The following is a 25,556-nucleotide window of genomic DNA, read 5'->3' on the forward strand; positions in this document are numbered from 1 at the left end:
TATTCCTTAAGGAAGTGCCACCGCTGAGAGGAGTATCTTAATAATATCATCTGTATTCATCTCTTCAACTTCTGCTTCATAAGATGGAGTAATTCTGTGTCTTAACACGTTATAAGCCACAGCCTTAACATCTTCTGGAAGAACAAATAATCGACCCTCATAAAGAGCATTCACACGAGCACATTTAAGCAAACTAATTGATGCTCTAGGAGATGCGCCAAATTCAATATATTTAGTAAATGGATAAGTTTTCTTGTCATTTTCACGAGAAGCTGCGATTAGGGTAACGATATAAAGCATTATCTTATCATCTACCTTTACCCTACTGATTATGCGTTTAAGATCGGACAAAGAGTAAGAATTCATTATCTTTGCAACCTTAATATTCTCAAGACCACCTCCAACTGAGAATATCTTAAGAAGTTTTATCTCATCCTGAATAGCAGGATAATTCACATTAACTTTCAGTAAAAATCTATCAAGTTGAGCTTCTGGTAAGTTATAAGTCCCTTCTTGCTCAATTGGATTTTGTGTTGCAAGCACGAAAAATGGATCTGGCAGTTTATGTGTTTCATCACCAAGGGTCACTTGACACTCAGCCATTGCCTCAAGAAGTGCCGCTTGAACCTTTGCAGGCGCCCTATTAATTTCATCCGCTAAAATAATATTTGAAAATATAGGACCCTTTCTCACCCTAAAAGTCCCCGTAGTATTCTTGTAAACCATATTTCCCGTAAGATCTGAAGGTAAAAGATCTGGCGTAAATTGAACTCTTTTAAACCCAAGATCAAGAACATCTGAGACCGTCTGTATTGTTAATGTCTTTGCAAGTCCTGGTACACCCTCAAGCAACACATGCCCCTCAGTCAAAATTCCCATCAAAATAGCATCAATCATTTCTTTTTGCCCAAGGATCCTGCTTGAAACCTCTCTTCTAAACTTATTTATTAAACCTAAAGCATTCTCTACTTCTGAATCTATTTGAAAACTAACTTTCATACCACTCCTATCACCAAAATTTATTTATCATTGAAAACAAACATAAAATACATAAACCTATGCATAAAACAGAAGGAAATTCCTCTCTTTTTCGTCATTAATTAATACTGGCTTTATTTCTATTTTTCTAAATAAGGATCCAACAGACTCAATTTCAAACTTAATCTTATTAAGTCTTCCCTTATAAGCCATAATCAAACCTCCTTCTTTCAAGACCAACCTCAAAACATTTGCATATTCCCTTATATCCCCAAAAGCTCTAATTGTAATAAATTCATACTTACCATTCTCTTCTCTAAGATCATGCTCTAATATTTCCACATTGATCATGCCAAGCTCTATCTTCATCATTCTTAAAAAAGTAGCTCTTTTATTGCTACGCTCAAGGAGAAAATACCTTCTACGTTTATCAAAAAGAGATAAAACAATCCCCGGAAATCCTGCACCACTACCCACATCAAGTACTTGATTAGGGTTATTAGCCATGACAACAGGAAGGCCAGTCAAAGAATCCAGTGCATGCAATATCATTGCGTCAAAATTTCTATCACTTCTTGACACTAAATTAAACCTGCCGCTGTACAATAATACTCTTTTAATATAAATCCTTAATTTATCAATACTTTCTGCAGTAAAAGAAATCCCTAACTTTTTCAAAGTAGATTCAAAAAAACACATTACAAAGCCAATTTAGGTACTATCTTATTTTTAGGATTTGAGAAATATATAAGCAAAACTTGAATATCCGTATTCCTAACACCAGAAATTCTGCTTGCCTGCGCTAGATTTGACGGCTGTATTTTGGCAAATTTTTCCCTTGCTTCCCTTGACAAGCCATCAATTTCATAATTGAAATCAAGAGGCAGCTTAATAAGCTCAAGATTGTCCATTTTCCTAATTAAGTCCCTCTGCCTATTAATATAACCTTCATACTTAATATCCAATTCAACCTGCTCAAGGATAACTTTTGAAAAATCAAACCTAGAATCTATCTTAACAAGATCATTTAGATTAACGTATGGATCTCTTAATATATGATAAAAATCTTTATTAACATGCTTCTTTAATTGCAAAGTACTAGCTTCTCTGTCCCTAAGACGCCTCTGTCTCAAAAGCTCCTTAATTTCTTCTATTTTTTGTTCCTTTAAAAGATATGCAGAATATTTTTCCTCCCCAACCAATCCAACCTCGTAGCCTAATTTTATCAACCTCTTATCGCTAGTATCATGTCGCAAATTAAGCCTATGCTCGGCCCTTGAGGTAAACATCCTGTAAGGTTCCCTAGTCCCCTTAGTAACAAGGTCATCAATGAGTACGCCAATATAAGAACTTGTTCTTGCAAGTATAACTGGTTCTTTGTTCTGAATTTTAAGTGCTGCATTAATTCCAGCCATCAACCCCTGAGCTGCAGCTTCCTCATACCCCGAAGAACCATTAGTTTGCCCCGCAATAAAGAGACCCTCAACTCTTTTAGTTTCAAGGCTTGCATAAAGCTCAATAGGATTAACATAATCATATTCAACCGCATACCCAGGCCTTGTAATAATAGCATCCTCAAGCCCATCAATACTACGAATTAACTTTAACTGAACATCCTCGGGCAGAGAAGTGCTTAAACCGTTAAGATACATCTCCCCAGTATTTGCTCCCTCAGGCTCAATAAATATTTGATGCCTATCTTTGTCCCTAAATTTAACTATCTTATCTTCAATTGAAGGGCAATACCTAGGACCATTTCCAATAATCTCCCCAGAATAAAGCGGTGAGCGATGCATATTACTGCTTATAATTTCATGAGTTTTACTATTGGTATAAGTAATGTAACACGAGAGTTGAGACTTATCTATTAAATTATTTGAAAAAGAAAAAGGAATAATATCAGAATCTCCAAATTGAATCTCCGTTCTTGCAAAATTCACACTCTTTCTGTGTATTCTTGCAGAAGTACCTGTCTTAAGTCTGCCCATTTCAAATCCAAGATCAAATAAAACATTCCTAAGCCCAAAAGTCGCAGGCTCAGAAAGCCTCCCCATAGAGGCTTTATACTCACCAATAAATATTTTACCTCCAAGAAAAGTTCCAGTTGTAAGCACCACAACATGAGATGTAAATTTATTTCCTCTTTCTGTAATAACTCCTTCAATCTTATTTTTCAAAGAATTAAGCAAAAAGTCACTAACAGTATCTTGAAAAAGATCAAGATTGCCCTGACGCTCCAATGTTTCCTTTGCCTTGACTTGATACATTAATTTATCGGCCTGAGCCCGAGGGGCCTGTACAGCAGGCCCCCTACTTTTATTTAAAATTCTAAATTGAATCATGCTAAAATCAATAATGCGTCCCATTTCTCCGCCAAGAGCATCAATCTCACGTACCATATTCCCCTTAGCAAGGCCGCCAATCGCCGGATTACATGAAAGCTTTCCAATCGTATCCAGATTCTGAGTAATCAAAAGTGTCTTAAAGCTCAATCTAGCAAGAGCAAGGGATGCCTCAATACCAGCATGTCCTCCTCCAATCACAATAGCGTCGAAATCCATATCTATTTCCCCAAACAAAAATTCTTAAACATATTGACAAGCACATCCTCATTAGTAACTTCCCCCGTTACTTCACCCAAGAGGTTAAGAATTTCGTAAACATCAAATGCCAACATATCATAACTTACATGTTGTTCAATCTTATTCAATAACTCAATAACCAAACCATAAGCACTCTTTAGAAGTTCTGCCTGGCGCCCTGAAGCAATTACAACGTCATAAGAATTAATATCAACATAACTAAAACATGTAAACGCCCTTATTTTATCATAAAGAGAATCTATTCCAAATAAAGTCTTAGTACTAATTTTGACTAAGTTTAATGTATTCATAGTACCTGAATCAAAAAATTCAACCGTATGCTTATTCTGCTCTAAATCCACCTTATTTATAACAAAAAGGACCTTTGAACAATCTCTATAAGAATTAATAAAGTTCAAATCATCCTCAGTTAACTTTAAACTTGAGTCAATAACATAAAGAACTAGGGATGCTTCCTCAATCAAAGAATTACTCCTATCTATACCCAATCTTTCAATAAGATCCTCAGTCTCCCTAAACCCTGCTGTATCAAATACATTAAATAAAATTCCATCAAACTCGAAACTTGCCTGAATATAATCCCTTGTAGTTCCCGCATAAGATGAGACTATAGCCCTATCTTCTTTAAGTAATAGGTTGAAAAGAGAAGATTTACCTGCATTAACAGACCCAGCTAAAACCAAAGTAATTCCATGATCCATCTTTCTTGAAATATCATAAGAATCAATCAATAACTTAAGTTCATCTCTACTTTTCAAAACAACCTCAAAAGGAATTACAACCTCATTCTCACCTGTCTCATAATCAAGGTGAACACTAAGTGCTGAGAGAAAGTTTAAAATATCTCCTTTTATTAAATCTATTTTAGAAAACAAAGAACCTGAAAGTTTATTAACAGAAAGAGCATGAATCTTATTCGTTTTAGCAAAAATTAGTTCATTGACTGCCTCTGCTTTAGTAAGATCAAGCTTGCCAGCCAAAAAAGAACGAAGAGTAAACTCCCCAGGCTCAGCCAACCTAAAATCTACTTTTAAAAACAAATCTATAATTCTCTTTATTCCAATAGGAGAACCATGAGCCATAACCTCTACTGAATCTTGTCCTGTAAAACTTTTTGGTGCTCTGTAAAGGCAGACAATAACTTCGTCCAATTTTTCACAGGTCTCATTATCTATTATGTATCCATAGTGGGTAGTATTGCCACATGCCCCAATAAGCCGCTTGGGATCTGAAAATATTTTAGAAAACTTCTCAATCGAAGAGATTCCACTACTACGAATCACACACAAAGCACTGCTCATAAAGGGTGTGGCAAGTGAAACAATGTCATCATCTCTTTGAAAAAGCTTGCTCATATCTTAAGACAAATTATACCATAGCGTAAAAACTGAAACATCCCATAGTAATACTCTTAAATTATTAAACTCTTTCTAACTTGAATCTAATTTGTAAATCTTGTTAATTTAGCTTATAATTCACTCTACAGGATGAGAGTTAAACTAGAAACTGAGCTAAGAGATACTCTAGAAGAGGAAGTTGATTTAGTGGAGGGTATTTATTCTTTGTGTCTGAAAATAAAGAAACATCTTGATGAGAAAAATGAGATACTTCTTAAAGAAACGGTAAGCAAGACCAACGTTTGTCTTGGCAGGTTTAAGGATGTAGAGGAGAAGAGAAGTAGAATTTGGCAGGAATTTACAGGACATGAAAAGTTTGAGTCAACCTATGTAGCAATAGAAAGGTTGTGTGCTGTTTATAAAAAAGAGATATACAATTACTCTCATCGATTAAGGATAGGGATGATAAATATTAAGAACCTGAATTATTTAATATCAAGTTACGTGGAAACGTCTCTCGGTGTATTGGATTTAATATTCAAAGATGCTCGCGAAAGTGTCGAGAATGGCACTTACAGGAACCCTTATGGACCTAAAAGCGGAAACTTAAATGAGGCGTCTGTTTTAATAAATAAAAAACTTTAAGGAGTTTAAAATGGATTCAACATTCTCAGGAATAGAAATCGGAAAGAGGGGTTTATTTGCCCACAAAGACGCCATGAACACAACTGGACATAACTTAACTAACGCGTCAAAACCCGGATATTCGAAGCAGAGGATCATAATGAAGACCGAGATGCCAATTTATACTCCTCATCTAAATAGAGCACAAAAGACTGGTCAACTGGGTCAAGGAATAATGGTTCAATCTATTGAAAGAATGAGAGATGAACTGCTAGACGTACGAATAGTTGAAGAGTCACACCGACTTGGATACTGGACCTCGAGGAATAAATTCATTTCTTTGCTTGAGAACATTTACAACGAACCAGAAGAGCAATCAATTAGAAGAAGACTGAATGACTTTTGGGAAGGTTGGCAGGATCTATCAAGGCAGCCTCAAGGGTTAGCTGAGAGAAATATTATCTTGGAAAGAGGGAAATCCTTTGCAGAAGTAGTCAAAAATAGATTTCATTCCCTTGAGCGCATATATATAATGGCTAATGATGAAGTAAAGATTACTACCGAAGAAATAAACAACTATCTTAAAAACATTGGTGAGCTTAATAAGCAAATTAGTAAATCGATTGCAATGAAAGATCATCCCAATGATTTATTAGATGCTAGAGATTTGATAGTTGACAAGCTAAGCAGCCTTATTGGTATATCAATAGAAAATAAACAAGACCCCAACGAATTCTTAATTCATACAGAAGGGAAACACCTTGTTCAAGGTGCAATTGTAAGCGAATTCACAGTAGAAGCCTCTAATGGACCCACCAGAACCAAATGGAATGTTTTGTGGAGTAATGGAGAGTTGGCTAATATCAATACAGGAAAGCTAGGAGCTCTTATTAATGCAAGAGACAACGAAATTAAAAATGAAATCAATGAGCTAGACAACATGGCAATTAACGTTACTGAGCTTATTAATGAAATTCATATATCAGGGCATGGGCTTGATAAAAAAAATGGAAGAGCTTTTTTTGACCAAGTATATGAGTTAACAGATGAACGTGGACGTTATGACAGCAGTGGAGATGGGCAATTTGATTCTGTGCATCTGTTTAAAATAAGCGGTGCAAATGAAATCTTTCCAGAAGAAAAGCTAGGATTTTCAGGGATTTTAAGATTTGAAGTAACAAACAAAAACGAATTTATAGAAATAGCATATGATGCAACAAACACTGTTCAGGACGTAATAAATAAAATCAACAACTCTCATGCACAAGTGACTGCAAGAATCAATACAGAAGGAAAGTTTGAGATTAAAGCCGTCCGGGAGGAAGACAAGGAGAATGCTGTATTTAGAATTAGGCATATTGAGGACTCTGGGCTTTTTTTAACAGGGTACACGGGTATTTTAAATGCATCGGGTACTGGAGGTGCTTATAATTATCAAGATATTAATACAACCAATCAACTAACGAATGCGTCTAGTTACTCTGTCTCTCCTTTAAAAAACCCGTCGGCATGGCTTAAGGTAGCTGACGCAGTTGTAGAGGATCCATCAAAGATTGTAGCAAGTCTCAGGAACCCTACTAATGATATTGCCGTTGGCGATAACGAAGCGGCATTGCGCATCGCATCTTTTATAAGTTCACCGATAATGATTGGAAAAAATTCAACATTAAACGACTATTTTGCAAATACAGCATCTAACATTGCAATAAAGGGACAAATAGCGGAAGTTACGAAAACTAGTCAAACACAAATACTTAAGGACCTAACCGATCTAAGGCTGTCAATTTCCGGTGTTAATGAAAATGAGGAACTTACCAATATGATAGAATTTCAACAAGCCTTCATTGCTGCAAGTAAGTTCATTGTTGTTTCTACAGAGTTGATAGACACAATAATTAATAAAATGGGAGTATGATTATGATAAACAGAGTAAGCCACCCTCTAACGTATGATAATTTAAAAGCATCTTCAACGGAACAAGAAGTAAAGATAACGAAGCTTTTGGAGAGCTTAAACAGAGGTGGGAAAAGAATTGGAAGCTTGAGGGATGATCCTACGGGAGTTACTCATGCCATAAGACTAGATAGCGATGTTTTCAAACTTAACGCTTATATAAAGAACATCAATAGTGCTAAAGGGAAACTTAGATATACGGAAGGATATTTGCAATCTTTGTTAAATATCTTAACTCGTGCGAAAGAGGTAACTGTTCAAGGAGCAAGCGGCACTTACGGTCCTGATGATAAGAGAATAATAGCTAAAGAAATAAATGCAATTCTTGAAGATATTATTGCAATCGCAAATGTAAAGGGTTCAGACGGCTATAGCATTTTTGCAGGAACTAAAATTGATGCTGAGGCTTTTAAAATAACTAGAGAAAATAGAGTGAATAATCTTACTCAAGATAGAGAGGCTCCCCAAATAATAAGAATAGATTACAACGGTAATCAAGCAGAAAAAGAAATGGAAATATACAATGGGATTTATATTCCAACCAATTATCCTGGGAACGAAGTATTTTTTTCACAAAATCACCACATAATATCATCAACAAATATCAACGGATTTATTGTAAAAGAAAATACAAAAATTTATATTGATAATGTTGAGATAGCTTTGGTGGCAGGAGATACAGCTTCTGATATTATTGCTAAGATTAATGAGTCATCTGCCCCTGTTGAAGCCAGTCTTAATCGAATTTTAAATTCGATCGCAATACAAACAACTACACCACACCAAATATGGATTACAGAAGAAGGCTCAACTGTACTGCAAGACCTTGGCATTATTACCACAAATAATGATACTAAATCCCCTCCTTACAATATTGCAGGGAATTCTGAAGTTAGAAGCAGATCTATTTTTGATACCTTAATTGAATTGAGGGACAATTTAGAAGAAAACAGAGAAGAGCTTATTGGAAGTAGGAGTTTAGCCGAAATTGACGAAAGTTTAAATAGAGTGCTTACAACAATAGCCGACCTTGGAGCTAAAGAGAATAGACTTGATTCAAGTTATGAAAGGATTAGTAAAGAAGTAATGGACATGAAAGACGATATGGTTAAATATACTGACCTTGATGTGACGAAAGCTATAACAGATCTTAATATGGCAAGTCTAGCTTATCAAGTGTCTTTAGGAGTTTCTGCAAGGATAATGCAAACAACCTTACTAGACTTTTTAAAATAAGATGAGAGACGACGGGTATGATATAAAGTTTAAATTTCCTGAAGGAATACTGGGATTTGAGGATATTAAGGAGTTTATAATTAAGGACTCTGATCATAAACCCTTCTCGATTATGCAATCAGTGGACGGCGAAGTAAGTTTTTTGTTAACCTCCCCCTTTAACTTTATGGAGGAGTATTCGCCCAATGTACAGGAGGAAGATTGGTCAGATATTAAGGCAGAGCATGAAGATGAAAGAGTAATACTTTGCATAATAAATATGCATGTCGAAGACTATAGGAATATCACAGCAAACTTGAAAGCTCCTATCATATTGAACAAAAAAAAACTGATTGGGAAACAAGCCATATCTACAAATGAAGAGCATTATCTCAGATATAAGGTCTTTAAGGGAGAATCATGCTAGTCTTATCAAGAAAGGTAAACGAAAGCATAAGAATAGACTCTAATATTGAAGTTTCAATACTTGAAATAAAAAAAGATAGTGTTAAAATAGCAATAAAAGCGCCCAAGGAAATTAAAATATTTAGATCTGAAATTTATGATATCATTAAAGAGGAAAACAGGAAATCACTCCTACAGGACAAGTGCAATATAGGTAAGAGTATGAATAAAATCAAGAGTTTGTTTGATTATTTTACTAAAGAGTAATTAGTCTCAGCATCGCTTCTTTTTGCATAAAAAGGACCGGATAAAATATCATCCCCCTGCCCATTTTTCAGATACTTACATCTCCCAAGCTCTGTCAAGACTTCACCGAAAGAATCCATACCACTGACGATATTATATCTGTCTTTAAGTTTATCATAAATAAATTCAATCCCATTCCCAACAATAATCAAATTAGAGTCAAGCTTTTCCATGTGCTCAAATAATTCTTCTTCAGAGAAACAAAAAACCCCATCGCGCATTTTAGAATAGCTATAATACGCCAAAAAGTACCTACCTGCAGTAAAACTCAAAGTAACTACATCCGATTTCTTACGTACCAAGTTTGCAAAAACATCAAGAGTAGGAATATTTACAAAAGGAATAGCAAGTCCTAATGAGAGACCCTTAATAAAACTTAAGCTAATTCTTAAACCTGTAAAAGAACCAGGACCAGAAGAATTAATAATTAAATCAAGTTGATCAAGATTAATATTATTCTTTAATATAAAGTCATTGAAGATCTTTGGAACATTAAGACCACAACCGCAATCATCTTTTTCTGCAAGCAAAGACGATACCTCATCATTCACTTTAAAATAAACTAACAAAAACTTATATGAATAATCAAACGCAAGAGTATTCATCACTAATTTCTAAAACTCTAGCAGTTTCCTCTATTTTAAATTTCAAAAATACCAATCTACTTTTAGGTAAAATATCAAGAATAATACCCGGCCACTCGACAGCCATTATAGATGAAATATCTGATAAAAGCTCCATCCCACCAATAAGGTCAAACTCCTCTAAGCCATTTAAACGATACAGGTCAATATGATAAAATTTAAAATTAGGAAACTCATAAACATTAATAATATTATAAGTCGGACTCACAAAAAAAGAAACACCAAGGTTTAAAGCCAACCCCTTCAAAAATGTCGTCTTTCCAGCTCCCATGCTACCACAAAGGGCGAATACCCTACCAATAGGCAAAGGACTAAAAAAAGACCTAGAAAAGTCTAGCATTTCTCCCTCTGACTTGAAATACAAAATCAAGGAAGCTCACCCTCCACATCAATCTCGATTATATGCCTTTTTATTGCAACCATTAAATTGAGCACAGGATAGTCCAAAGGATCTAGGAAGTCAATAGTTATATGTTTTTCACCCAAAGGAGTTGTTTCTATCGTAAATTTAATCCGCTTAGCTTCATTAGATCCCTTATATTCATAAAGGACGTCGGCAAAATATACACTCCTGTAATAGATATAACTACCCTGTTTTTTAATATTTTCAAGAGAAATAAATTGCACAATAACAACCCTTCAAACTAAATCCCAAGAAGCCAACATAAGAACACCTTATTTAGCGCTATTTTACAAGATGGAACTTTCATTCTTAACCTCTGATTAGCCTTAAGCGATCATCAATTAAAAAAATACTCAAATTCCCAATTTTAGTGAGATGTCGCAAAAAATAACTCTAATTCCTATAATTGAACTTCTCAGGAAATTCATTAATCATTTACTTCGTATACTATCTTTTTAAAAGTCTCCATATCCTCAATTGCCAAATTAGACAAAATCTTTCTATTAAGCCTAATGTCAGCCTTTCTTAAACCTTCAACAAACCTTGAATAACTAATTCCCATACCCGCCAGGGCAGCAGAAATTCTTGCAATCCACAAACTCCTAAAATCTCTCTTCCTAGTCTTCCTATCCCTAGTAGCGTACATCATCCCCTTACGAAGAGTATCCTTAGCCTTCTTGTAATTACTCTTCTTGGTTCCCCAAAATCCCTTGGTTTGCTTTAGGATTCTTCTCCGTCTGGCAACATGAACTGCCCCATTCTTAACTCTAGCCATATAAACTCCTCAAATCGAACACTAAGCATAAGGCAGCAAGGTCCTAATCCTTTTAACCTCAGAACTCGAAAGCACTCCCGCTTTTCCCAAATGCCTCTTCCTCTTGGAAGACTTCTTTGTCAAGATATGCCTCAAATCCTGCTTCTTATACTTCACTTTCCCCCCAGCAGTAAAAGAATATCTCTTACTCGCACTCTTGCGCGTTTTCATCTTTGACATCCGTATCTCCTATCATTTACTTCCTAGATTTAGGTGCAACAACCAAAAACATCGTCTTGCCCTCCATCTTAGCTGGCGATTCTAAATTATAATTAATGTCCCCAACCTTCTCAAGCACACTGTCCAAAATTCCATATCCCAAATGCGTATGAGCAAGCTCACGCCCCCTAAACCTTATAGTAACCTTTACCTTGTTCCCCTCTTTAAGAAATCCCAAAATATTTCTAGACTTAAAATCAAGATCATGAGTATCTATTTTCGGCTGCATCCTAACCTCTTTAAGTTTAACTACCCTCTGGCTCTTCTTTTGTTCCTTCTGTTTCTTCTCCTGATGGAACTTGTACTTTCCATAATCAATAATCTTACACACTGGAGGCAGCACATTCGGGGAAACTTCAACCAAATCAAGTTCAGCCTCCCTAGCACGTCTAATGGCTTCCTCAATTGGCAAAACAGATTGAGTCCCATCTTCAAAAACAACCCTAACCTCACTAGCCTTAATTTTATGGTTAATTTTTAACTCCCGCTCTCCCGCCTTAACTCTATCCCTATTGGAACTCCTATTTATCATCTAAAAATACATACTCCTCAAACGATATTAACTAATAACTAATTCTAATATACCTTCATAAAAAAGTAAATTACAATACGTCTCTATTTAAAAACAATAACAAAAAGTATCTTGCAAACAATCAAAAATCAATTGATTAATGAGTAATTTAAAAGTAGAATTTACCTTGTAATGAATGTGTTCTTACTAACAAGTCTGCCCTTGGTTTTAAAGATTTACATATCAATAAGGTATCCTCAGTTGAGAAAAATTAAACAAAATTATGCATATTCGGCAATGGCATTACTTGGCATGGCTGTTTTTTCCTCGCTATACCTAACGGAAGAATTCATTTTGTACAAAATATTAGAAATAAACCATAAAACAAGCTTAAGCTTAGCAGTCTCAGTATTGATCAAAGAACATTTGTATTATTATGTCTTCCCAATATTAATTTTTGTATTCTTCTCTACATTTAATCCAAATTCACAGCTTAAAAACAACCCGATATTTTTGCTATATTTCGCATTCGGAATTATTTTTTCCAAAAATTTAGAAATAGTTATTATGAATAGCAAAGTTTTCGGTATGTATGAGTACATTAAGATACCTATTTTACACATGATGGAGTTAGTGTTTACAGCTCTAATATGTGAGAGAGGAGTACGCCTAACTGTAATACACAATACAAACGGATATAAGCTCATTTTTATGCCGCTCCTATTGCTAGAGGTAACGATTACGATTTTGAAAGTATTAATTTTGATTAATATGCAATTCTACTCTTTAGTCATAGCAACAATACTGGTGGGAGTTGTATTTTTAAACAAAAACTCATTGAAACTTTAAACAGATGTTAAAGACAAAGACCGTTTTCATTATATTGTTAACTCTACTTTCATTGCTCTGCTGTGAAGGAAATACGATTTCAGACAGACATTTCGACTATATAATCATTTTCTCAGATGCAACGGCACATTTCTTCAAAATTAAAGACGATCCATTCGCGCAAGAAGATGTATTGTTCATAAATGAAAAAGATATTGAAATGATTAAAGATAACTTAGCTAATGCAGAGAAGATACTATTAACGCACAGAACAACCAATGAGATTCTCAATGAAGATGAAATAAGGAGAAGAATTTTCCTGCTCTCTGATGTCAAATTTTCACTAAAAAAAGCTGTTGATTTTATATTCACCAACTCTCTAGCACACCCTACAGTCTCATTAATAATGAGAGACAACACTTTAAGTAACGAAGACTTGGAGCATCTAGAAAAAAGTGCAAAAGAACAAAATACAAACATCACTGCTATCAATAGCGAAAACATACAGTACTTAAAGAATTTCATTACTCCTGAAATAAAAATAGTGATTCTATTTTCAATGAAAAATAGCCATATCTACCTAAAAAGATTATCAAGTTCACCATTTTTTAAACAAATAGACTTTATGCTTATTGGAAATACTGAGAAAAATTTAAAAAAAATTAATTCAAAATACACAGTCGGACTTAATAAGTTAGATCTGATGGATATCATAAAAAAAATTGATAAAAATTTTCACTATGAGTTAAACATATACAAAAGATAATATAAATCTGTTATCCTACATATAACAAATAATACTTAGTTTCAAATTAGAAGGATTTTAATATGATAAAGATTTTAATGGTGTTACTTACTTTAGTTAATACCTACATATTCGCACAAAATACTGATCAAAAAAACGATAAAAAAGGAGAGCAAACAGAATATATTCTCTCTACAATGGAAGATCCATTTGATTTTCATTTAAGATTTTTTACTGAAAGGATTAATCCTCTATTTGTTAGATTTAAAAATAATAACAGTGCAACTCAAGATAAAAAATTTGTATCAGCACTTAAATATATTACTTCTAGAAGCGATAGCGAAATGAATCTAGATCCAGACAAGCAGATGATAATACCCGGGATTATCAAAAACATCTCTTTATGGATAGATGGAAGAGAAACTAACACAGAAATTTTTGCAATATTAAAAGATTCATCAGGTACTTTTCACTCAATACCCTTTAGGTCAGAAGATGGTAGTTCTAAACTTAACTTTCTTGGATGGAGAAAACTCACCGCATATATTCCAAAAAATTTCGTCCAAAAAAAACACAAATTTAAAAAAGAGACTAGAAATTCGGAATTAATAAGAATAAGAATAATACCTGAACACAGAATAAATCACGAACCGCAATACATATACATTTCCGAGCTAAAGGCAATGATTAGTGAACAAAATGCATCAACTACTTATGATGATAATTGGTAAGAATTTTTAAATAAATCTTTAAAGTTGTGATACAACATAGTTGAAATACTTTCTGCATCGCAACTTTTAATTCTTGCGACCTCACAACATATATATCCTAAAAAAAGAGGAGCATTCATCTTCCCTCTTAAGGGCGCTGGTGCTAAAAATGGGCTATCTGTTTCAATCAGGATGTCATTAATGCTTAATTTTCTTAAAACCTCTCTTAAAGATTCTGCGTTTTTAAAAGTTAAATTGCCCGCAAAAGATACTTTAAATCCAAAATCAATAAACTTCTTAGCACATTCATAAGTACCAGAATAACAGTGAAGTATTCCCCTGTTTAAAAATTTGGAAGATTTAATAATGTCATAAACATCATCATAAGCCTCTCTAATATGTAGAATAACAGGTTTTCTATATTTACTAGCCATATCTAACTGAATATTTAGGGTTTCAATCTGTTCTTTTCTATTATCTGCTTTTAAGTAATCAAGACCAATCTCACCAACAGCAATAACATTTTCACTTGCCAAGATATTATCAAGCAATTCAAAATCATCTTTTAAGGCCTCATTTAAAGGATGGATGCCAGCTGTAAGCGAAATATTAGAATAAGCACCTAAAAGTTGCTTTCTCTCATAAAAATCACTAGGATGTAAACCGACATCAAGAAAATAAGAAAATCCGCTACTCAAGCACCTATTAATAACATAATGAACGTCTATAGAATTCTTCCTAAGCTCATTAAAATGAACATGAGTATCTACCAACTTATTAAAAAAAATAGATCTTTCAAATTCAAGATTCATAGGTCCATCTTCTTTCTAAGCTCATTAATGTAGTCAATAATGGCAACATTTTTCATTCCTAATTGTAAAAACTTTGATAAAATACCTAAAGCATTTTCAATTTGCCCCATTGCTTCATAGCACTCAGCAGCATTGACGTACAATATTGAATTTTTAGGATTATTTTTTATAAGACTCTTAATGGCAGCTAGTGCCTCTTCATATTGCCCCTTTTCTTTTTGCAATAAAGCAAGCCCCAGTATGGCAAACATATCAAAATCAACATCAAGAGCTTTTTTATAATACTCTTGTGACTTTTCGTAATCCTTCAAGTATCGATATATATCCCCCACCCTTGTTAAAACCAAGTTGTTCTTCGGATCTTTTTCTATTATTGCAAGCCAATATTTTAATGCTTCATGATAATCCTTATTCCCCCTGTAGCAATCAGCAAGCCCAAAAATAGCATAAAAATTATTCGGAGAAATTTCTAATGCTTTTTTAAAAAAATAAATTCCTTTGGTATACTCCTTTAACTTTCTATAACAATTACCAATGGAGGTCAAAACACGCACATCAATCTTAGCCAGATTTATCTCATACATCTTAAGCCAATACTTCAATGCTTCCTTGTACTCTTTAAAGTCATAATATAGGTGCCCAATGCCAACAAGAGCATAGTCATTCTCAGGAGCAAGTTCTATTACCCTTAAATACGCTTGTCTAGACTTTTGAAAATTCTTTAACTTTCGATAGGAAGCAGCAACTCTCGTTAAAACAGTAATATTTTCAGGATCATACTTTAAATACTCCTCCCATATATCTGTGGCTCTCTTATAGTCATCTAAACTTCTATAACAATCCCCTAAACCAAAAAGCGCATAATTATTACTTAAATGTTTGGAAAGGCATTTCTGATAGTAAGCTATCGCCTTATCAAAGTTCCTCTTCTTCCTTTCAATATCCCCAAGTCCAACAAGAGCGTAATTATTATCATTATCCTTTTCTAAAATATCGTTAAACAACGTCTCTGCCTCAGCAAGCCTTTCTTCCTTTATTAACTGGTATCCCCTCTTAGATTTCTCAGTAACATCAAGAAGTTTATTATCAGAAACTCGCGACACATCTTCAATATCACCTAGAAGTTCCTTTTCCAACATAAATACCCCTTTTAACTGGTTTATTAAAGATATAACGCAACTCACTCCATATATGCTACCCAAACACACAAATTATATTTATACATAAACACTAAGGTATTAAATCTTTAATATCCAATCTTGATAATACATATTATATAAAAAATTAAAAAAAATATACTTAAATTTACACACTAAAAATTCTACTTAAATCTAAACTAAAACCCTTATATATAAAATTTAGGGTCAATTGTAACAAAAATGTCAAAATTAGGATAAGATATTAATACCCGTTAGGAGAAAGATTAGAATGTTTTTAAACAAACCAGATCCGATTGAAAATAAAATAAAAACGCTTGAAGATAGATTGCAAGACACAAGTTTAATTAAAAATCAAAAAGAATATGCAAAGGTAGTGAAAGAATATAACTATTTAGAAAAGATTAAAGAACAAAAAGATAAATATGAAAAGATATTGCACCACATTGAGGAAAATAAAAAAATCCTTTCTGAAGAAGAAAATTTAGAAATGAGGGAATTAGTAAGACAAGAACTGATCACTTTAAATCTTCAAAAAGATGAGACTGAGCATAGAATTAAAGTGTTGCTCTTGCCTCAAGATGAAAATGACAGTAAAAACATTATTGTTGAAATCAGAGCTGGTACGGGTGGAGAAGAGGCCGCACTTTTTGCCAATAATCTTTACGAGATGTATACAAAATATTCTGAGAAAAAAAAATGGAAAACAGAGCTTATTAACTTTAATGAAACAGAACTTGGGGGGTTTAAAGAAGTAAGCTTTGAAATAAAGGGTGGAGATGTATTTAAAAAACTCAAACATGAAAGCGGAGTCCATAGGGTTCAAAGAGTACCCATAACCGAATCTAGTGGAAGGCTTCAAACCTCTGCTGCAACCGTTGCTGTGCTTCCTGAGGTTGAAGATACAGATATTGAAATTAATGAGAAAGACTTAAGAATAGACGTGTACAGGTCTTCTGGAGCGGGCGGCCAGCATGTTAACACAACAGACTCTGCTGTTAGGATCACACATCTACCTACAAACATTGTGGTACAATGTCAAAACGAGAGAAGTCAACACAAAAACAAAGATCAAGCAATGAAAATTTTAAGAGCTAGACTCTACGAATTTGAAGACATCAAGAAACAAGAACAGCGCTCAAGTGATAGAAGGCAACAAGTAGGGTCAGGTGATAGGTCTGAGCGAATTAGGACATATAATTTCCCACAAAACAGAGTAACGGACCACAGAGCAAACATTAGTCTTTACAAATTGGAAGAGATTATGCAAGGAGATCTTGATTCTCTTCTTGACATGCTAGCTTTGGAACTTCAAGAAAGAGCCTTAAAAGCCAATTCAATATAATTCCTTTCAATGACAATAAATGAAGCAATAAAAGATTCCAAGCAATACAAAATAAGTACTCTTGAGGCTTTATTACTACTTGAAAAAATCTTAAAAACCAAAAAAGAATTTATTCTTGCCAACAAAGATCAAAACTTAACAAAAGAGGCAGAGTATAAATTTTTAAATCAAATAAATAATATAAAGTCAGGAACCCCAATATACCATATACTTAAAATAAAAGAATTCATGGGGATAAATTTTTATATCAACAAAGATGTACTCATTCCTAGATCAGACACAGAATGTTTAGTAGAAGAAGCTTTACTGCAAATTAAAAAGAATAACTTAAATAAAATTCTAGACTTATGCTGTGGAAGCGGATGCATTGGTCTTGCGATTGCTTATTATCTTAAAAAAGAGGTAACATTGTCGGATTTCTCCATTAAGGCCCTTAAGGTGGCATTTAAAAACACAAAAAGACTAAAATTAGCAAATTATATAGAAATAATATATTCAAATCTGTTAGAATGTGTAGACAAAGAGTTTGAAATAATAATTACTAACCCTCCTTATTTGAGTGAAGAAGAATTGAGGATAAAAGAAAGATCAGAAAGGGAACCAAGGGTGGCTCTTTTAGGTTTTGGAACGGATGGACTTGAGCTTTCAAGGAAAATAATACAACAATCAAAACATAGACTTACTAAGAATGGGCTTTTAATAATGGAATTAGCTCCATGGCAGGTGGAACCCATTAGAGAGTTTGCAGTACGGGAAGGGTTTTTATATCTCAAGACTCTACGTGATATTGAAACAAGGGAAAGAGCACTAGTACTGAGGATAACAAATGATACAACCCTATGAAATTGCATACTTAATGAAAATCAATGATATTGATAAAATAAAGAATATTTTCAAAGATACCATTAACAGTATCTACAAAGATGATATTCAAAAAAAATTAATTTTTAAAGCTCTTGAAATATCGGAGCAATTACACTACGGACAATATAGAGAAAGTGGAGTTCCTTATGTAATCCATCCAATAACGGTTGCATTATTTCTTGCAAAGTTTCAATTGGATTTCAAAACAACAATAGCTGGGCTGCTACACGATGTGCTTGAAGATACAAGTGTTTCTAAAGAAGAAATAATTAAAGAGTTTGATGAAGAAATCTTAAGCTTAATTGATGGTGTGACAAAAATTCATGATTTACACAACAAAACAAGGACAATCAAAGAAGCGAACACAATTTCAAAAATGTTTTTTGCAATGACTCATGACATTAGAATAATAATCATTAAGCTTGCAGATAAGCTACATAACATGACAACCCTTTCTCACTTACCCAAAAATAGAAGAGAGAGAATTGCAAAAGACTGCCTTGCCACTTATGTGCCAATTGCAGAAAGGCTTGGCATTTCATCTCTTAAAGTATACCTGGAGGACCTTTCATTAAAATACCTTTATCCAAAAGAATATAAGGAGATAAAAAATTTTTTAGCTGAAACAAAAATAGAGAGAGAAAAAAAATTATATAAGGGAAAATTAATAATCGAGAAGGAACTTAAAAAAATTGGGATTGAAGCAGAAATTACAGTACGATCGAAACACTTCTATTCAATATTTAGAAAAATGAAAACAAGAACCAATAACCTTTCTCAAATTTTTGACACCTTGGGCATAAGGATAATCTGCATGCAACAAAAAGAATGCTATGAAATACTAGAGATTGTACACAAAGTATGGAAACCAATACCTGGGAGACTAAAAGATTACATAGCAATACCTAAGGATAATAAATACCAGTCTCTACATACCACTGTAAGAATACCAGAAGACAATCAATTAATTGAAATACAAATTAGAACAGAAGAAATGGACAGAATTGCCAAATATGGCGTTGCCGCCCACTGGATCTATAAAGAACAAATTGAGCTTAAAGCTGATGACCTTTCCTTTATTAGTCGCATAAAAAAATGGCAACAAGATTCGGCAAATAAAAATCAATACTCAATGAATGACATACACAAAGAACTATTAAACACATTTATATATGTGTATACACCAGAAGGAGAAATAGTAGAACTTCCATTCGGATCAAACTCAATTGACTTCGCCTACTCAATACATACAGATATTGGAGATCAAGCACTTTATGCAAAAATTAACGGAAAGATTAGCTCTCTGACCAAACCGTTAAGAAACGAGCAAATTGTTGAAATATTTACCTCACCAGAAGCAAAAGCCGATGTAATTTGGCTAAATAGCGTTAGGACAAAAAAAGCACGCTCAAAAATCAGATCTTGGCTTAACAAGAATGATGATACAATATTCGTAGACAATAATATAATTGCATATCTTATTGGAGAGTCTAAAGAGCAGAAAAGACTTTTTAGCCTCTTTAAATCCTTAACAAAATCTAGAATAAAAAGAATTGCCATATCTCCTGAATGCAATCCATCAACAGGAGAAGACATTATTGGAATCATACAAAAAGATGAAATCATAGTACACAACGATAATTGTCAAGCAGCAAAACATTACAAAAAAAGCCACCTGGTTGAAGTAGAATGGGAAGCAACACCAACAAGAAAAGTGTATCACATTGTAATATTCTTAAAAAATTTGAAAGGCCTTTTCAATTATCTGGATAGCATTTTCACAACTTTCAATATAAGGCTTATTAGTGAAAAAATAGAAGACTGCGGAAATGGGTACGGCATAAGCAACATAATTATCTCATCGAATGCAAAAAATGTAGCAATGGTCCTCTCATCTCTTAAAGAAAATCCCAATATACTTAAAATAATGCAAGTAGAAGAAGATATTAAAAACTATGAGAATTAAGATATTATTCTTAGTTCTATTTCACGTGTTTGTTGCATACAAAACAATAAAAGCAAATGAAACAAATTCATACAGTCAACAAATAAAAAATCATATTAAGAATATCAATGAATTAAATGAAGCTACAGAAAAAATAACAAGTACTTATGACTACATAAAAAAATATTTGACAGAAAACAAGATTGGATATAAAGAACATTCACTTCAAGAGATCGGATTTATTGGATACTCACAAAAAACAATTCACTCGCAGATAAAGGGAAATGGCAAAATTACGTATAACATTATCATCCCTATAGAAATACAATATGATTTGAAAAACAATCTTGCAATTTCAATTGCAATCACATTACTAACTGAATTACAAAATATCAAAATTGAAAATACTCTAAACATATACTTTATCGAAGACGATTCATATAAACAAATGTCAACAATAAGCAGTAGATTACTTCTTAACAACAATATTCTTGTAAAAAATACAAGAACAATATACTTGATGTTAAATGCCGAGAAAGAAAATAATATAATAGAATTTAAGAATCAATCAAACTTAATGAACTCAAAAACAGACCTAAATTTTCTAGAAATACTCATTAAAGCATTTGAAGACAACAAAGTGAATTTTGTTGTCTCAAAAATCCGCGATAGGAACATAAACGAAATATACAACTTGTACCTAGAAGAAGAGATTCCAATTTTAATTATCAATAACAACCAGAAGGCCCCTTTGCTGGCACACCCAAAAAATAATAATCTTTCTGATATCTACAAGTCAATTCAAGAAATAATAACATCTGAACAAATTGCCAAAACTGAAAATCACCTGCATTATATCATCATAAACACTCCAGCTAAAAAATTGATCATAAGCGAAGGCACTCTCATTGTATTAATATATGCAATCTACAATTCCATTATATTAATGTTTCTCAGAAAGTTTACAAAAAGCAGTATAATGGTTAAGAGAATTAAAGACAACTACTACAAAATAATAAGACTGTTTTTTATATTATTCTTAAGCACATACATTTCAGTCACCATCACAAATAAAATACTCACAGAGTATGAAAGCGCGATAGACTATAGCATAATAAACCCAATCTATCTGGTAAATTTCTTCTTGACTTTATTTAATTTTAACCTGCTTTCCTACTTCACATATAAATTTAAAATATATCTAAATTTTAGAGAGCTTAAGTATCTAGCAATAGCAATTTCTGTTATTGAACTTATTATGCTGTTATATATTAAGATAGAGTTTATCCTGATCATACTGCTTAAAAATATATTAATAATACTTATCCCTAACAAGAGAAACATTACAAAAAAGATAATAGTAACTCTTATTTGGACAGTAAACTTCATACTAACGACATCTTTACAAACAACTTCTCTTATTTCAAGACCAGTGGCGTTGAGCTACTTAATATCGATATCACTCTTCTCACCAATACTTACTGATATCGTAGAGCATTTAAAGTACAAGACACCGCCAATGCTACAAGAATTTAAAAAGGCTGAAAAGATGGTGTCTATAACTTTTTTCCTAATAATCGCTACGATAATAATCTCAAATAACATAAGTACAATTTCAACGATCAAAATAGACCAAATAATAAGCTTTCCAGAAAAAATCAATAAAATTAATGTAGAATATCTTAAAGAAAATAGAAATACAATTCAAATATCAACAAAAAGTTTCAGTCTAGAATTAAATAAAGACGAAAAACAAGTGGAAAAAGCATTTAAAATACAAAAAGATTTAATAAGTGTACATTTTCAAAAGATAGATATTGCTGAGAGGAGCATATATGGAATAAAAATTAATACTGGAAATATTGCAAAACAAATCAACCTATCTTTACAAAATGCATCTGAACTTATCATATATCAAAGCAATACCCCATATAAAATAGCGTCTAATAATGTGACGTTTACAGTAAACAATATCAAATCAAATACAATAAACATTGCTTTTACAGTCAAATCTCAAGAAGACATTAAATACGATGCATTTGCCTATTTCGACACCAACGATTATTACGTCAGGATACACGACAAGGAAACCAAAAAAGAGTATAAAAACATAAAAGCAGACTACTCATATTCCATCAAGTATTCAGGTATACTTCCTAAACCCGAAAAACAAGATCCAGATATCTTCTTTAAACTCCAAGGTGATAGAGAAATAGAAAATTTGAAGAATTTAAAATTCTAAACTAGTTTTCTAACTTTGCAAAATCAATCCTTTTCTTTTTCTTTTCATAACTATTAAAGGCAAAGTCCACTAGTTTATCAACCAAACACTCATAATCCACCCCATCATGTTCGCACATCTTAGAAAACATAGAAATATCCGTAAATCCTGGTATTGTATTTATCTCGTTAATATAAATTAACCCAGTGTCTTTTTCAACAAAAAAATCAATCCTTGCCATCCCCCTGAGTTCTAAACATTTATAAACCAAAAATGCATATTCTTTAATGTCTAGTAAATGCTTTGTGTCAAGATAAGCAGGAATATTAAATACAACAGAATTCCCAGGAATGGTAGCGTACTTGGCATCATAGTCATAAAACACAAAATCCTGCACAACGACCTCTCCGGGAGTAAATATTTTAATTTGATCGTTTCCAATAACAGAACATTCAATCTCCCTAACCTTCATAAATTTCTCTATAATAATAGTTAAATCATATTTAAAAGCTTCCTCGATACACTTTTCAACCTGACTGTCCTCATATGCAACATTTATTCCAATTGAAGAACCCAGTATAGCTGGCTTAACGATCACAGGATATTTTAAATTTTGTCTTATATTATTTTTAACCTCTTCCTTATCTAACAGATAATCATATTTTCTCAGTCCAATAAAGGGTACTAGAGGAATATTAAAACTTTTAAGAAAAAGTTTACAGAAATACTTATTACTAGAAATAGCACTTCCTAAGATACCAGGCCCAACACAAGGAATATCCATTATTTTCAAAAGTCCCTGAATAGAGCCATCCTCACCTGTCCTACCATGTACAATAGGAAATACAACATCGATTTCTAGATTTCTGTCTCCTACAAATATTCCAACGCCAGGAACTAGACTAATAACAGAAGAGCCATCTTTCTTAATTAATTCAAAGGCATCGGGTACAAATTCCAATAAGTACCAAGTTCCAGTATTCTTATCAATAAAAACTGAAAATATATTATACTTATCTAACCTCCTAAGAGCCATATAAACCCCATAAGCAGATCGACAGGAAATTTCATGCTCAAAAGAAACCCCCCCGAATATCAGCATAAGATTTTTCTTCATAAAATTAACCCCTATTTATTAAACGTAAAATAATATCTTTAATAACAACTTTTTCATCCCAAAAGACACTCCTATCCTCATATATTATAGAATCTTCATGCCCCTTCCCAAGAGTAACGACTAAATCATCAGCACCCGCAAGACTTATTGCTTTCTCAATTGCATCTCTCCTATTAGAAATGAAAAATAAGTTCTCACCCTGCGTCTTATTTAAAATTCCTTCTGCAATATCGTTAATGATCTGTATGCTATCCTCCCCCCTTGGATCTTCATCACAAAGTACTATTATGTCCGCATACCTGTCTGCAATCTCTCCCTGCAATTTTCTCTTTGCAACATCTCTCTCCCCAGCAGAACCAAAAACAGCAATTAATCTATTTTTTGAAAGTCTTCTAAAGATAGGAAAAAGTTTAAGAAAAGCACCCGGAGTATGTGCATAATCAATAATTAAAGAAAAATTCTGCCCAAAATCAACACTATCCATTCGTCCGCAAAGACCCCTAATATTCACAAGACTATCAATAAGTTCTGCTATACCAATATTTGCAACCTGACTTACGGCAACTAGAGCAGCAATAACATTCTCAACGTTAAAACTACCCGTCAAGTCAACCCTAGCATCATACTTAATATTGTTATTAAAAAATTCAAACTCCGTAAAACCCATTTGTTCACTAATATTACTTACAAAAAAATCAGCATTTTCATTCTCTAAACTGTATGTATAAGATCTGTTAATAGAATTTAAAAATATAGAAGAATTCTTATCATCAATATTGACAACGCCAAACCCATCACTAGCAGCAGCAGCAGCAAAAAGATTAAGTTTAGAACTCAAATAATTTTCCATCGTACCATGAAATTCAAGATGCTCATGGCCAACATTAGTTAAAACAGCAACAGAATACTTAACATCAACAAGCCTTGCCGTTCTGGGATCAAGCCCATGTGATGTTGATTCGACAATAGCATACTCAACATTATTATCAACCATCCTACTGAGAAAAAAATGAATTTCTGTTGACTCTGGGGTTGACTGCCTATAAGGATTTTTAATGAAACTTCCACTTCCATCATCAAAAAATACTGTTGAAATAAATCCAACCCTAGCCCCAACAGACTTTAAAAGAGTATATATATAAAAACAAACAGAACTCTTACCGTCTGTTCCTGTCACTCCAATAATTTTAAGCTTTTTTGAAGGCTCATCATAAAAAATGCTAGAAAAATTTGACATAAATCTCTTTATGTTACAAGAATCAACTTTGATGTATGTTACATTTGGAGCACAAAAGTCAACATTATTAGTATGCACAATAACATTACTGCCCCTCTGAATCGCTGCCTCAACAAATTTTTGCCCATCAAAATGAAACCCTGGAAGAGCAAAAAATACAAAATTAGACAAAACACACCTTGAATCATATGCAAGTCCCATTATCTCCACATCACAAGATCCTCTAATTTCTTTAACCAGATTTTTATCCAACCTAGACAAAATACCATGAAGTCTCTTTTTTCTATTCATACTTCTAGATTGTACAAGAATAAAAATCATTTTGATATAGAACGCAAGAGAAAAGCCTTTTAAAGGATTAAGAGCTGTTACGCCTTTAGCACGACAAAGGCTATAAACATTGTTTACAATTCAAACATTTTTTAATAAACTAACTAGTGTTTAATGGCGCTGTACCCAAGTGGCTAAGGGAGAAGTCTGCAAAACTTTGATTCGCCGGTTCGATTCCGGTCAGCGCCTTAAGAGCCGATAAAAGCCATGCATTATTTCACGAAGGTAGCCTT

General features: G+C 33.2%; 26 protein-coding genes and 1 tRNA gene. 13 read left to right on the forward strand and 14 right to left on the reverse strand.

From position 1 onward, the window contains the following. Positions 1–6: 6 nt before the first annotated feature. The 4 genes from LSO06_RS00865 to mnmE are packed head-to-tail and all read right to left on the reverse strand — an operon-like array spanning position 7 to position 4,936. Positions 7–999, reverse strand: a complete 993-nt coding sequence (locus LSO06_RS00865) for an AAA family ATPase (RefSeq protein WP_231760209.1) — start codon at positions 997–999, stop codon at positions 7–9. A gap of 57 nt (positions 1,000–1,056) precedes the next feature. After that, positions 1,057–1,677: a 16S rRNA (guanine(527)-N(7))-methyltransferase RsmG gene (gene rsmG, locus LSO06_RS00870; RefSeq protein WP_370639781.1), complete on the reverse strand. Its 621-nt coding sequence runs from the start codon at positions 1,675–1,677 to the stop codon at positions 1,057–1,059. Further along, complete coding sequence (gene mnmG, locus LSO06_RS00875; RefSeq protein ID WP_231760211.1) at positions 1,677–3,539, reverse strand: tRNA uridine-5-carboxymethylaminomethyl(34) synthesis enzyme MnmG; 1,863 nt, start codon at positions 3,537–3,539, stop codon at positions 1,677–1,679. The genes rsmG and mnmG overlap by 1 nt, the downstream gene beginning before the upstream one ends. A 2-nt stretch (positions 3,540–3,541) precedes the next feature. Beyond that, positions 3,542–4,936 (reverse strand): tRNA uridine-5-carboxymethylaminomethyl(34) synthesis GTPase MnmE, encoded by a 1,395-nt coding sequence (mnmE, locus tag LSO06_RS00880; RefSeq protein ID WP_231760212.1) that lies wholly within the window; start codon positions 4,934–4,936, stop codon positions 3,542–3,544. Positions 4,937–5,068: 132 nt separating this feature from the next. On the opposite strand from mnmE, the gene LSO06_RS00885 reads away from it, so the two are divergent. The 5 genes from LSO06_RS00885 to csrA are packed head-to-tail and all read left to right on the forward strand — an operon-like array spanning position 5,069 to position 9,382. Then, complete coding sequence (locus tag LSO06_RS00885) at positions 5,069–5,563, forward strand: flagellar protein FlbF (RefSeq protein WP_231760213.1); 495 nt, start codon at positions 5,069–5,071, stop codon at positions 5,561–5,563. Positions 5,564–5,573: 10 nt separating this feature from the next. Then, positions 5,574–7,457 carry a flagellar hook-associated protein FlgK gene (gene flgK / locus LSO06_RS00890; protein ID WP_231760214.1) on the forward strand — a complete coding sequence of 628 codons (1,884 nt, stop codon included), beginning with the start codon at positions 5,574–5,576 and terminating at the stop codon, positions 7,455–7,457. Between the two features lie 2 nt (positions 7,458–7,459). Next, entirely contained in the window at positions 7,460–8,731 is a 1,272-nt protein-coding gene (locus LSO06_RS00895; protein WP_231760215.1) for a flagellar hook-associated protein 3, read from the forward strand. A gap of 1 nt (position 8,732) precedes the next feature. Continuing rightward, a complete protein-coding gene (fliW, locus tag LSO06_RS00900) occupies positions 8,733–9,137 on the forward strand; it encodes a flagellar assembly protein FliW (protein WP_231760216.1) in 405 nt (134 codons plus the stop codon). After that, complete coding sequence (gene csrA / locus LSO06_RS00905; RefSeq protein ID WP_231760217.1) at positions 9,131–9,382, forward strand: carbon storage regulator CsrA; 252 nt, start codon at positions 9,131–9,133, stop codon at positions 9,380–9,382. The genes fliW and csrA overlap by 7 nt, the downstream gene beginning before the upstream one ends. Here csrA and tsaB read toward each other — a convergent pair. From tsaB to infC, 6 genes are all read right to left on the reverse strand, one after another. Then, positions 9,364–10,029, reverse strand: a complete 666-nt coding sequence (tsaB, locus tag LSO06_RS00910) for a tRNA (adenosine(37)-N6)-threonylcarbamoyltransferase complex dimerization subunit type 1 TsaB (protein WP_231760218.1) — start codon at positions 10,027–10,029, stop codon at positions 9,364–9,366. The two genes, csrA and tsaB, sit on opposite strands and share 19 nt — an antisense overlap. Continuing rightward, complete coding sequence (gene tsaE, locus LSO06_RS00915) at positions 10,007–10,435, reverse strand: tRNA (adenosine(37)-N6)-threonylcarbamoyltransferase complex ATPase subunit type 1 TsaE (RefSeq protein WP_231760219.1); 429 nt, start codon at positions 10,433–10,435, stop codon at positions 10,007–10,009. The genes tsaB and tsaE overlap by 23 nt, the downstream gene beginning before the upstream one ends. Then, a complete protein-coding gene (locus LSO06_RS00920) occupies positions 10,432–10,692 on the reverse strand; it encodes a hypothetical protein (protein WP_231760220.1) in 261 nt (86 codons plus the stop codon). The genes tsaE and LSO06_RS00920 overlap by 4 nt, the downstream gene beginning before the upstream one ends. Positions 10,693–10,895: 203 nt before the next feature. Beyond that, a complete protein-coding gene (rplT, locus tag LSO06_RS00925) occupies positions 10,896–11,243 on the reverse strand; it encodes a 50S ribosomal protein L20 (RefSeq protein ID WP_231760221.1) in 348 nt (115 codons plus the stop codon). Between the two features lie 21 nt (positions 11,244–11,264). Then, entirely contained in the window at positions 11,265–11,462 is a 198-nt protein-coding gene (rpmI, locus tag LSO06_RS00930) for a 50S ribosomal protein L35 (RefSeq protein WP_231760222.1), read from the reverse strand. Positions 11,463–11,478: 16 nt separating this feature from the next. Beyond that, positions 11,479–12,033 carry a translation initiation factor IF-3 gene (gene infC / locus LSO06_RS00935; protein ID WP_231760223.1) on the reverse strand — a complete coding sequence of 185 codons (555 nt, stop codon included), beginning with the start codon at positions 12,031–12,033 and terminating at the stop codon, positions 11,479–11,481. Between the two features lie 171 nt (positions 12,034–12,204). Here infC and LSO06_RS00940 point away from each other — a divergent pair, with 171 nt between their 5' ends. From LSO06_RS00940 to LSO06_RS00950, 3 genes are all read left to right on the forward strand, one after another. Beyond that, positions 12,205–12,861 (forward strand): hypothetical protein, encoded by a 657-nt coding sequence (locus tag LSO06_RS00940; protein WP_231760224.1) that lies wholly within the window; start codon positions 12,205–12,207, stop codon positions 12,859–12,861. Between the two features lie 52 nt (positions 12,862–12,913). Next, positions 12,914–13,606, forward strand: a complete 693-nt coding sequence (locus LSO06_RS00945; RefSeq protein WP_231760225.1) for a hypothetical protein — start codon at positions 12,914–12,916, stop codon at positions 13,604–13,606. Between the two features lie 62 nt (positions 13,607–13,668). Continuing rightward, positions 13,669–14,316 carry a flagellar filament outer layer protein FlaA gene (locus LSO06_RS00950; RefSeq protein WP_231760226.1) on the forward strand — a complete coding sequence of 216 codons (648 nt, stop codon included), beginning with the start codon at positions 13,669–13,671 and terminating at the stop codon, positions 14,314–14,316. On the opposite strand, the gene LSO06_RS00955 is transcribed toward LSO06_RS00950, so the two are convergent. After that, a complete protein-coding gene (locus tag LSO06_RS00955; protein WP_231760227.1) occupies positions 14,298–15,107 on the reverse strand; it encodes a TatD family hydrolase in 810 nt (269 codons plus the stop codon). The two genes, LSO06_RS00950 and LSO06_RS00955, sit on opposite strands and share 19 nt — an antisense overlap. Further along, entirely contained in the window at positions 15,104–16,246 is a 1,143-nt protein-coding gene (locus LSO06_RS00960; protein WP_231760228.1) for a tetratricopeptide repeat protein, read from the reverse strand. The genes LSO06_RS00955 and LSO06_RS00960 overlap by 4 nt, the downstream gene beginning before the upstream one ends. A gap of 289 nt (positions 16,247–16,535) precedes the next feature. Here LSO06_RS00960 and prfA point away from each other — a divergent pair, with 289 nt between their 5' ends. Genes prfA through LSO06_RS00980 form a run of 4 tightly spaced genes read left to right on the forward strand, consistent with a single transcriptional unit; the run spans position 16,536 to position 22,660 of the window. Next, positions 16,536–17,609 (forward strand): peptide chain release factor 1, encoded by a 1,074-nt coding sequence (prfA, locus tag LSO06_RS00965; RefSeq protein WP_231760229.1) that lies wholly within the window; start codon positions 16,536–16,538, stop codon positions 17,607–17,609. Positions 17,610–17,618: 9 nt separating this feature from the next. Continuing rightward, positions 17,619–18,452 carry a peptide chain release factor N(5)-glutamine methyltransferase gene (gene prmC, locus LSO06_RS00970; protein WP_231760230.1) on the forward strand — a complete coding sequence of 278 codons (834 nt, stop codon included), beginning with the start codon at positions 17,619–17,621 and terminating at the stop codon, positions 18,450–18,452. Continuing rightward, positions 18,436–20,439, forward strand: a complete 2,004-nt coding sequence (locus LSO06_RS00975) for a RelA/SpoT family protein (RefSeq protein WP_231760231.1) — start codon at positions 18,436–18,438, stop codon at positions 20,437–20,439. The genes prmC and LSO06_RS00975 overlap by 17 nt, the downstream gene beginning before the upstream one ends. Next, on the forward strand, positions 20,429–22,660 hold the full coding sequence (locus LSO06_RS00980) for a hypothetical protein (protein WP_231760232.1): 2,232 nt from the start codon (positions 20,429–20,431) through the stop codon (positions 22,658–22,660). Before LSO06_RS00975 ends, LSO06_RS00980 begins: the two co-directional genes overlap by 11 nt. A 1-nt stretch (position 22,661) precedes the next feature. On the opposite strand, the gene LSO06_RS00985 is transcribed toward LSO06_RS00980, so the two are convergent. Further along, complete coding sequence (locus tag LSO06_RS00985; RefSeq protein WP_231760233.1) at positions 22,662–23,756, reverse strand: D-alanine--D-alanine ligase; 1,095 nt, start codon at positions 23,754–23,756, stop codon at positions 22,662–22,664. Positions 23,757–23,760: 4 nt separating this feature from the next. Then, positions 23,761–25,284: a UDP-N-acetylmuramoyl-L-alanyl-D-glutamate--2,6-diaminopimelate ligase gene (locus tag LSO06_RS00990; RefSeq protein WP_231760234.1), complete on the reverse strand. Its 1,524-nt coding sequence runs from the start codon at positions 25,282–25,284 to the stop codon at positions 23,761–23,763. Between the two features lie 155 nt (positions 25,285–25,439). On the opposite strand from LSO06_RS00990, the gene LSO06_RS00995 reads away from it, so the two are divergent. After that, positions 25,440–25,512 (forward strand) — tRNA-Cys (locus tag LSO06_RS00995). Positions 25,513–25,556 lie beyond the last annotated feature (44 nt).

Source organism: Borrelia sp. RT5S (assembly GCF_021165755.1).
In the GTDB taxonomy this organism is placed as follows: domain Bacteria; phylum Spirochaetota; class Spirochaetia; order Borreliales; family Borreliaceae; genus Borrelia.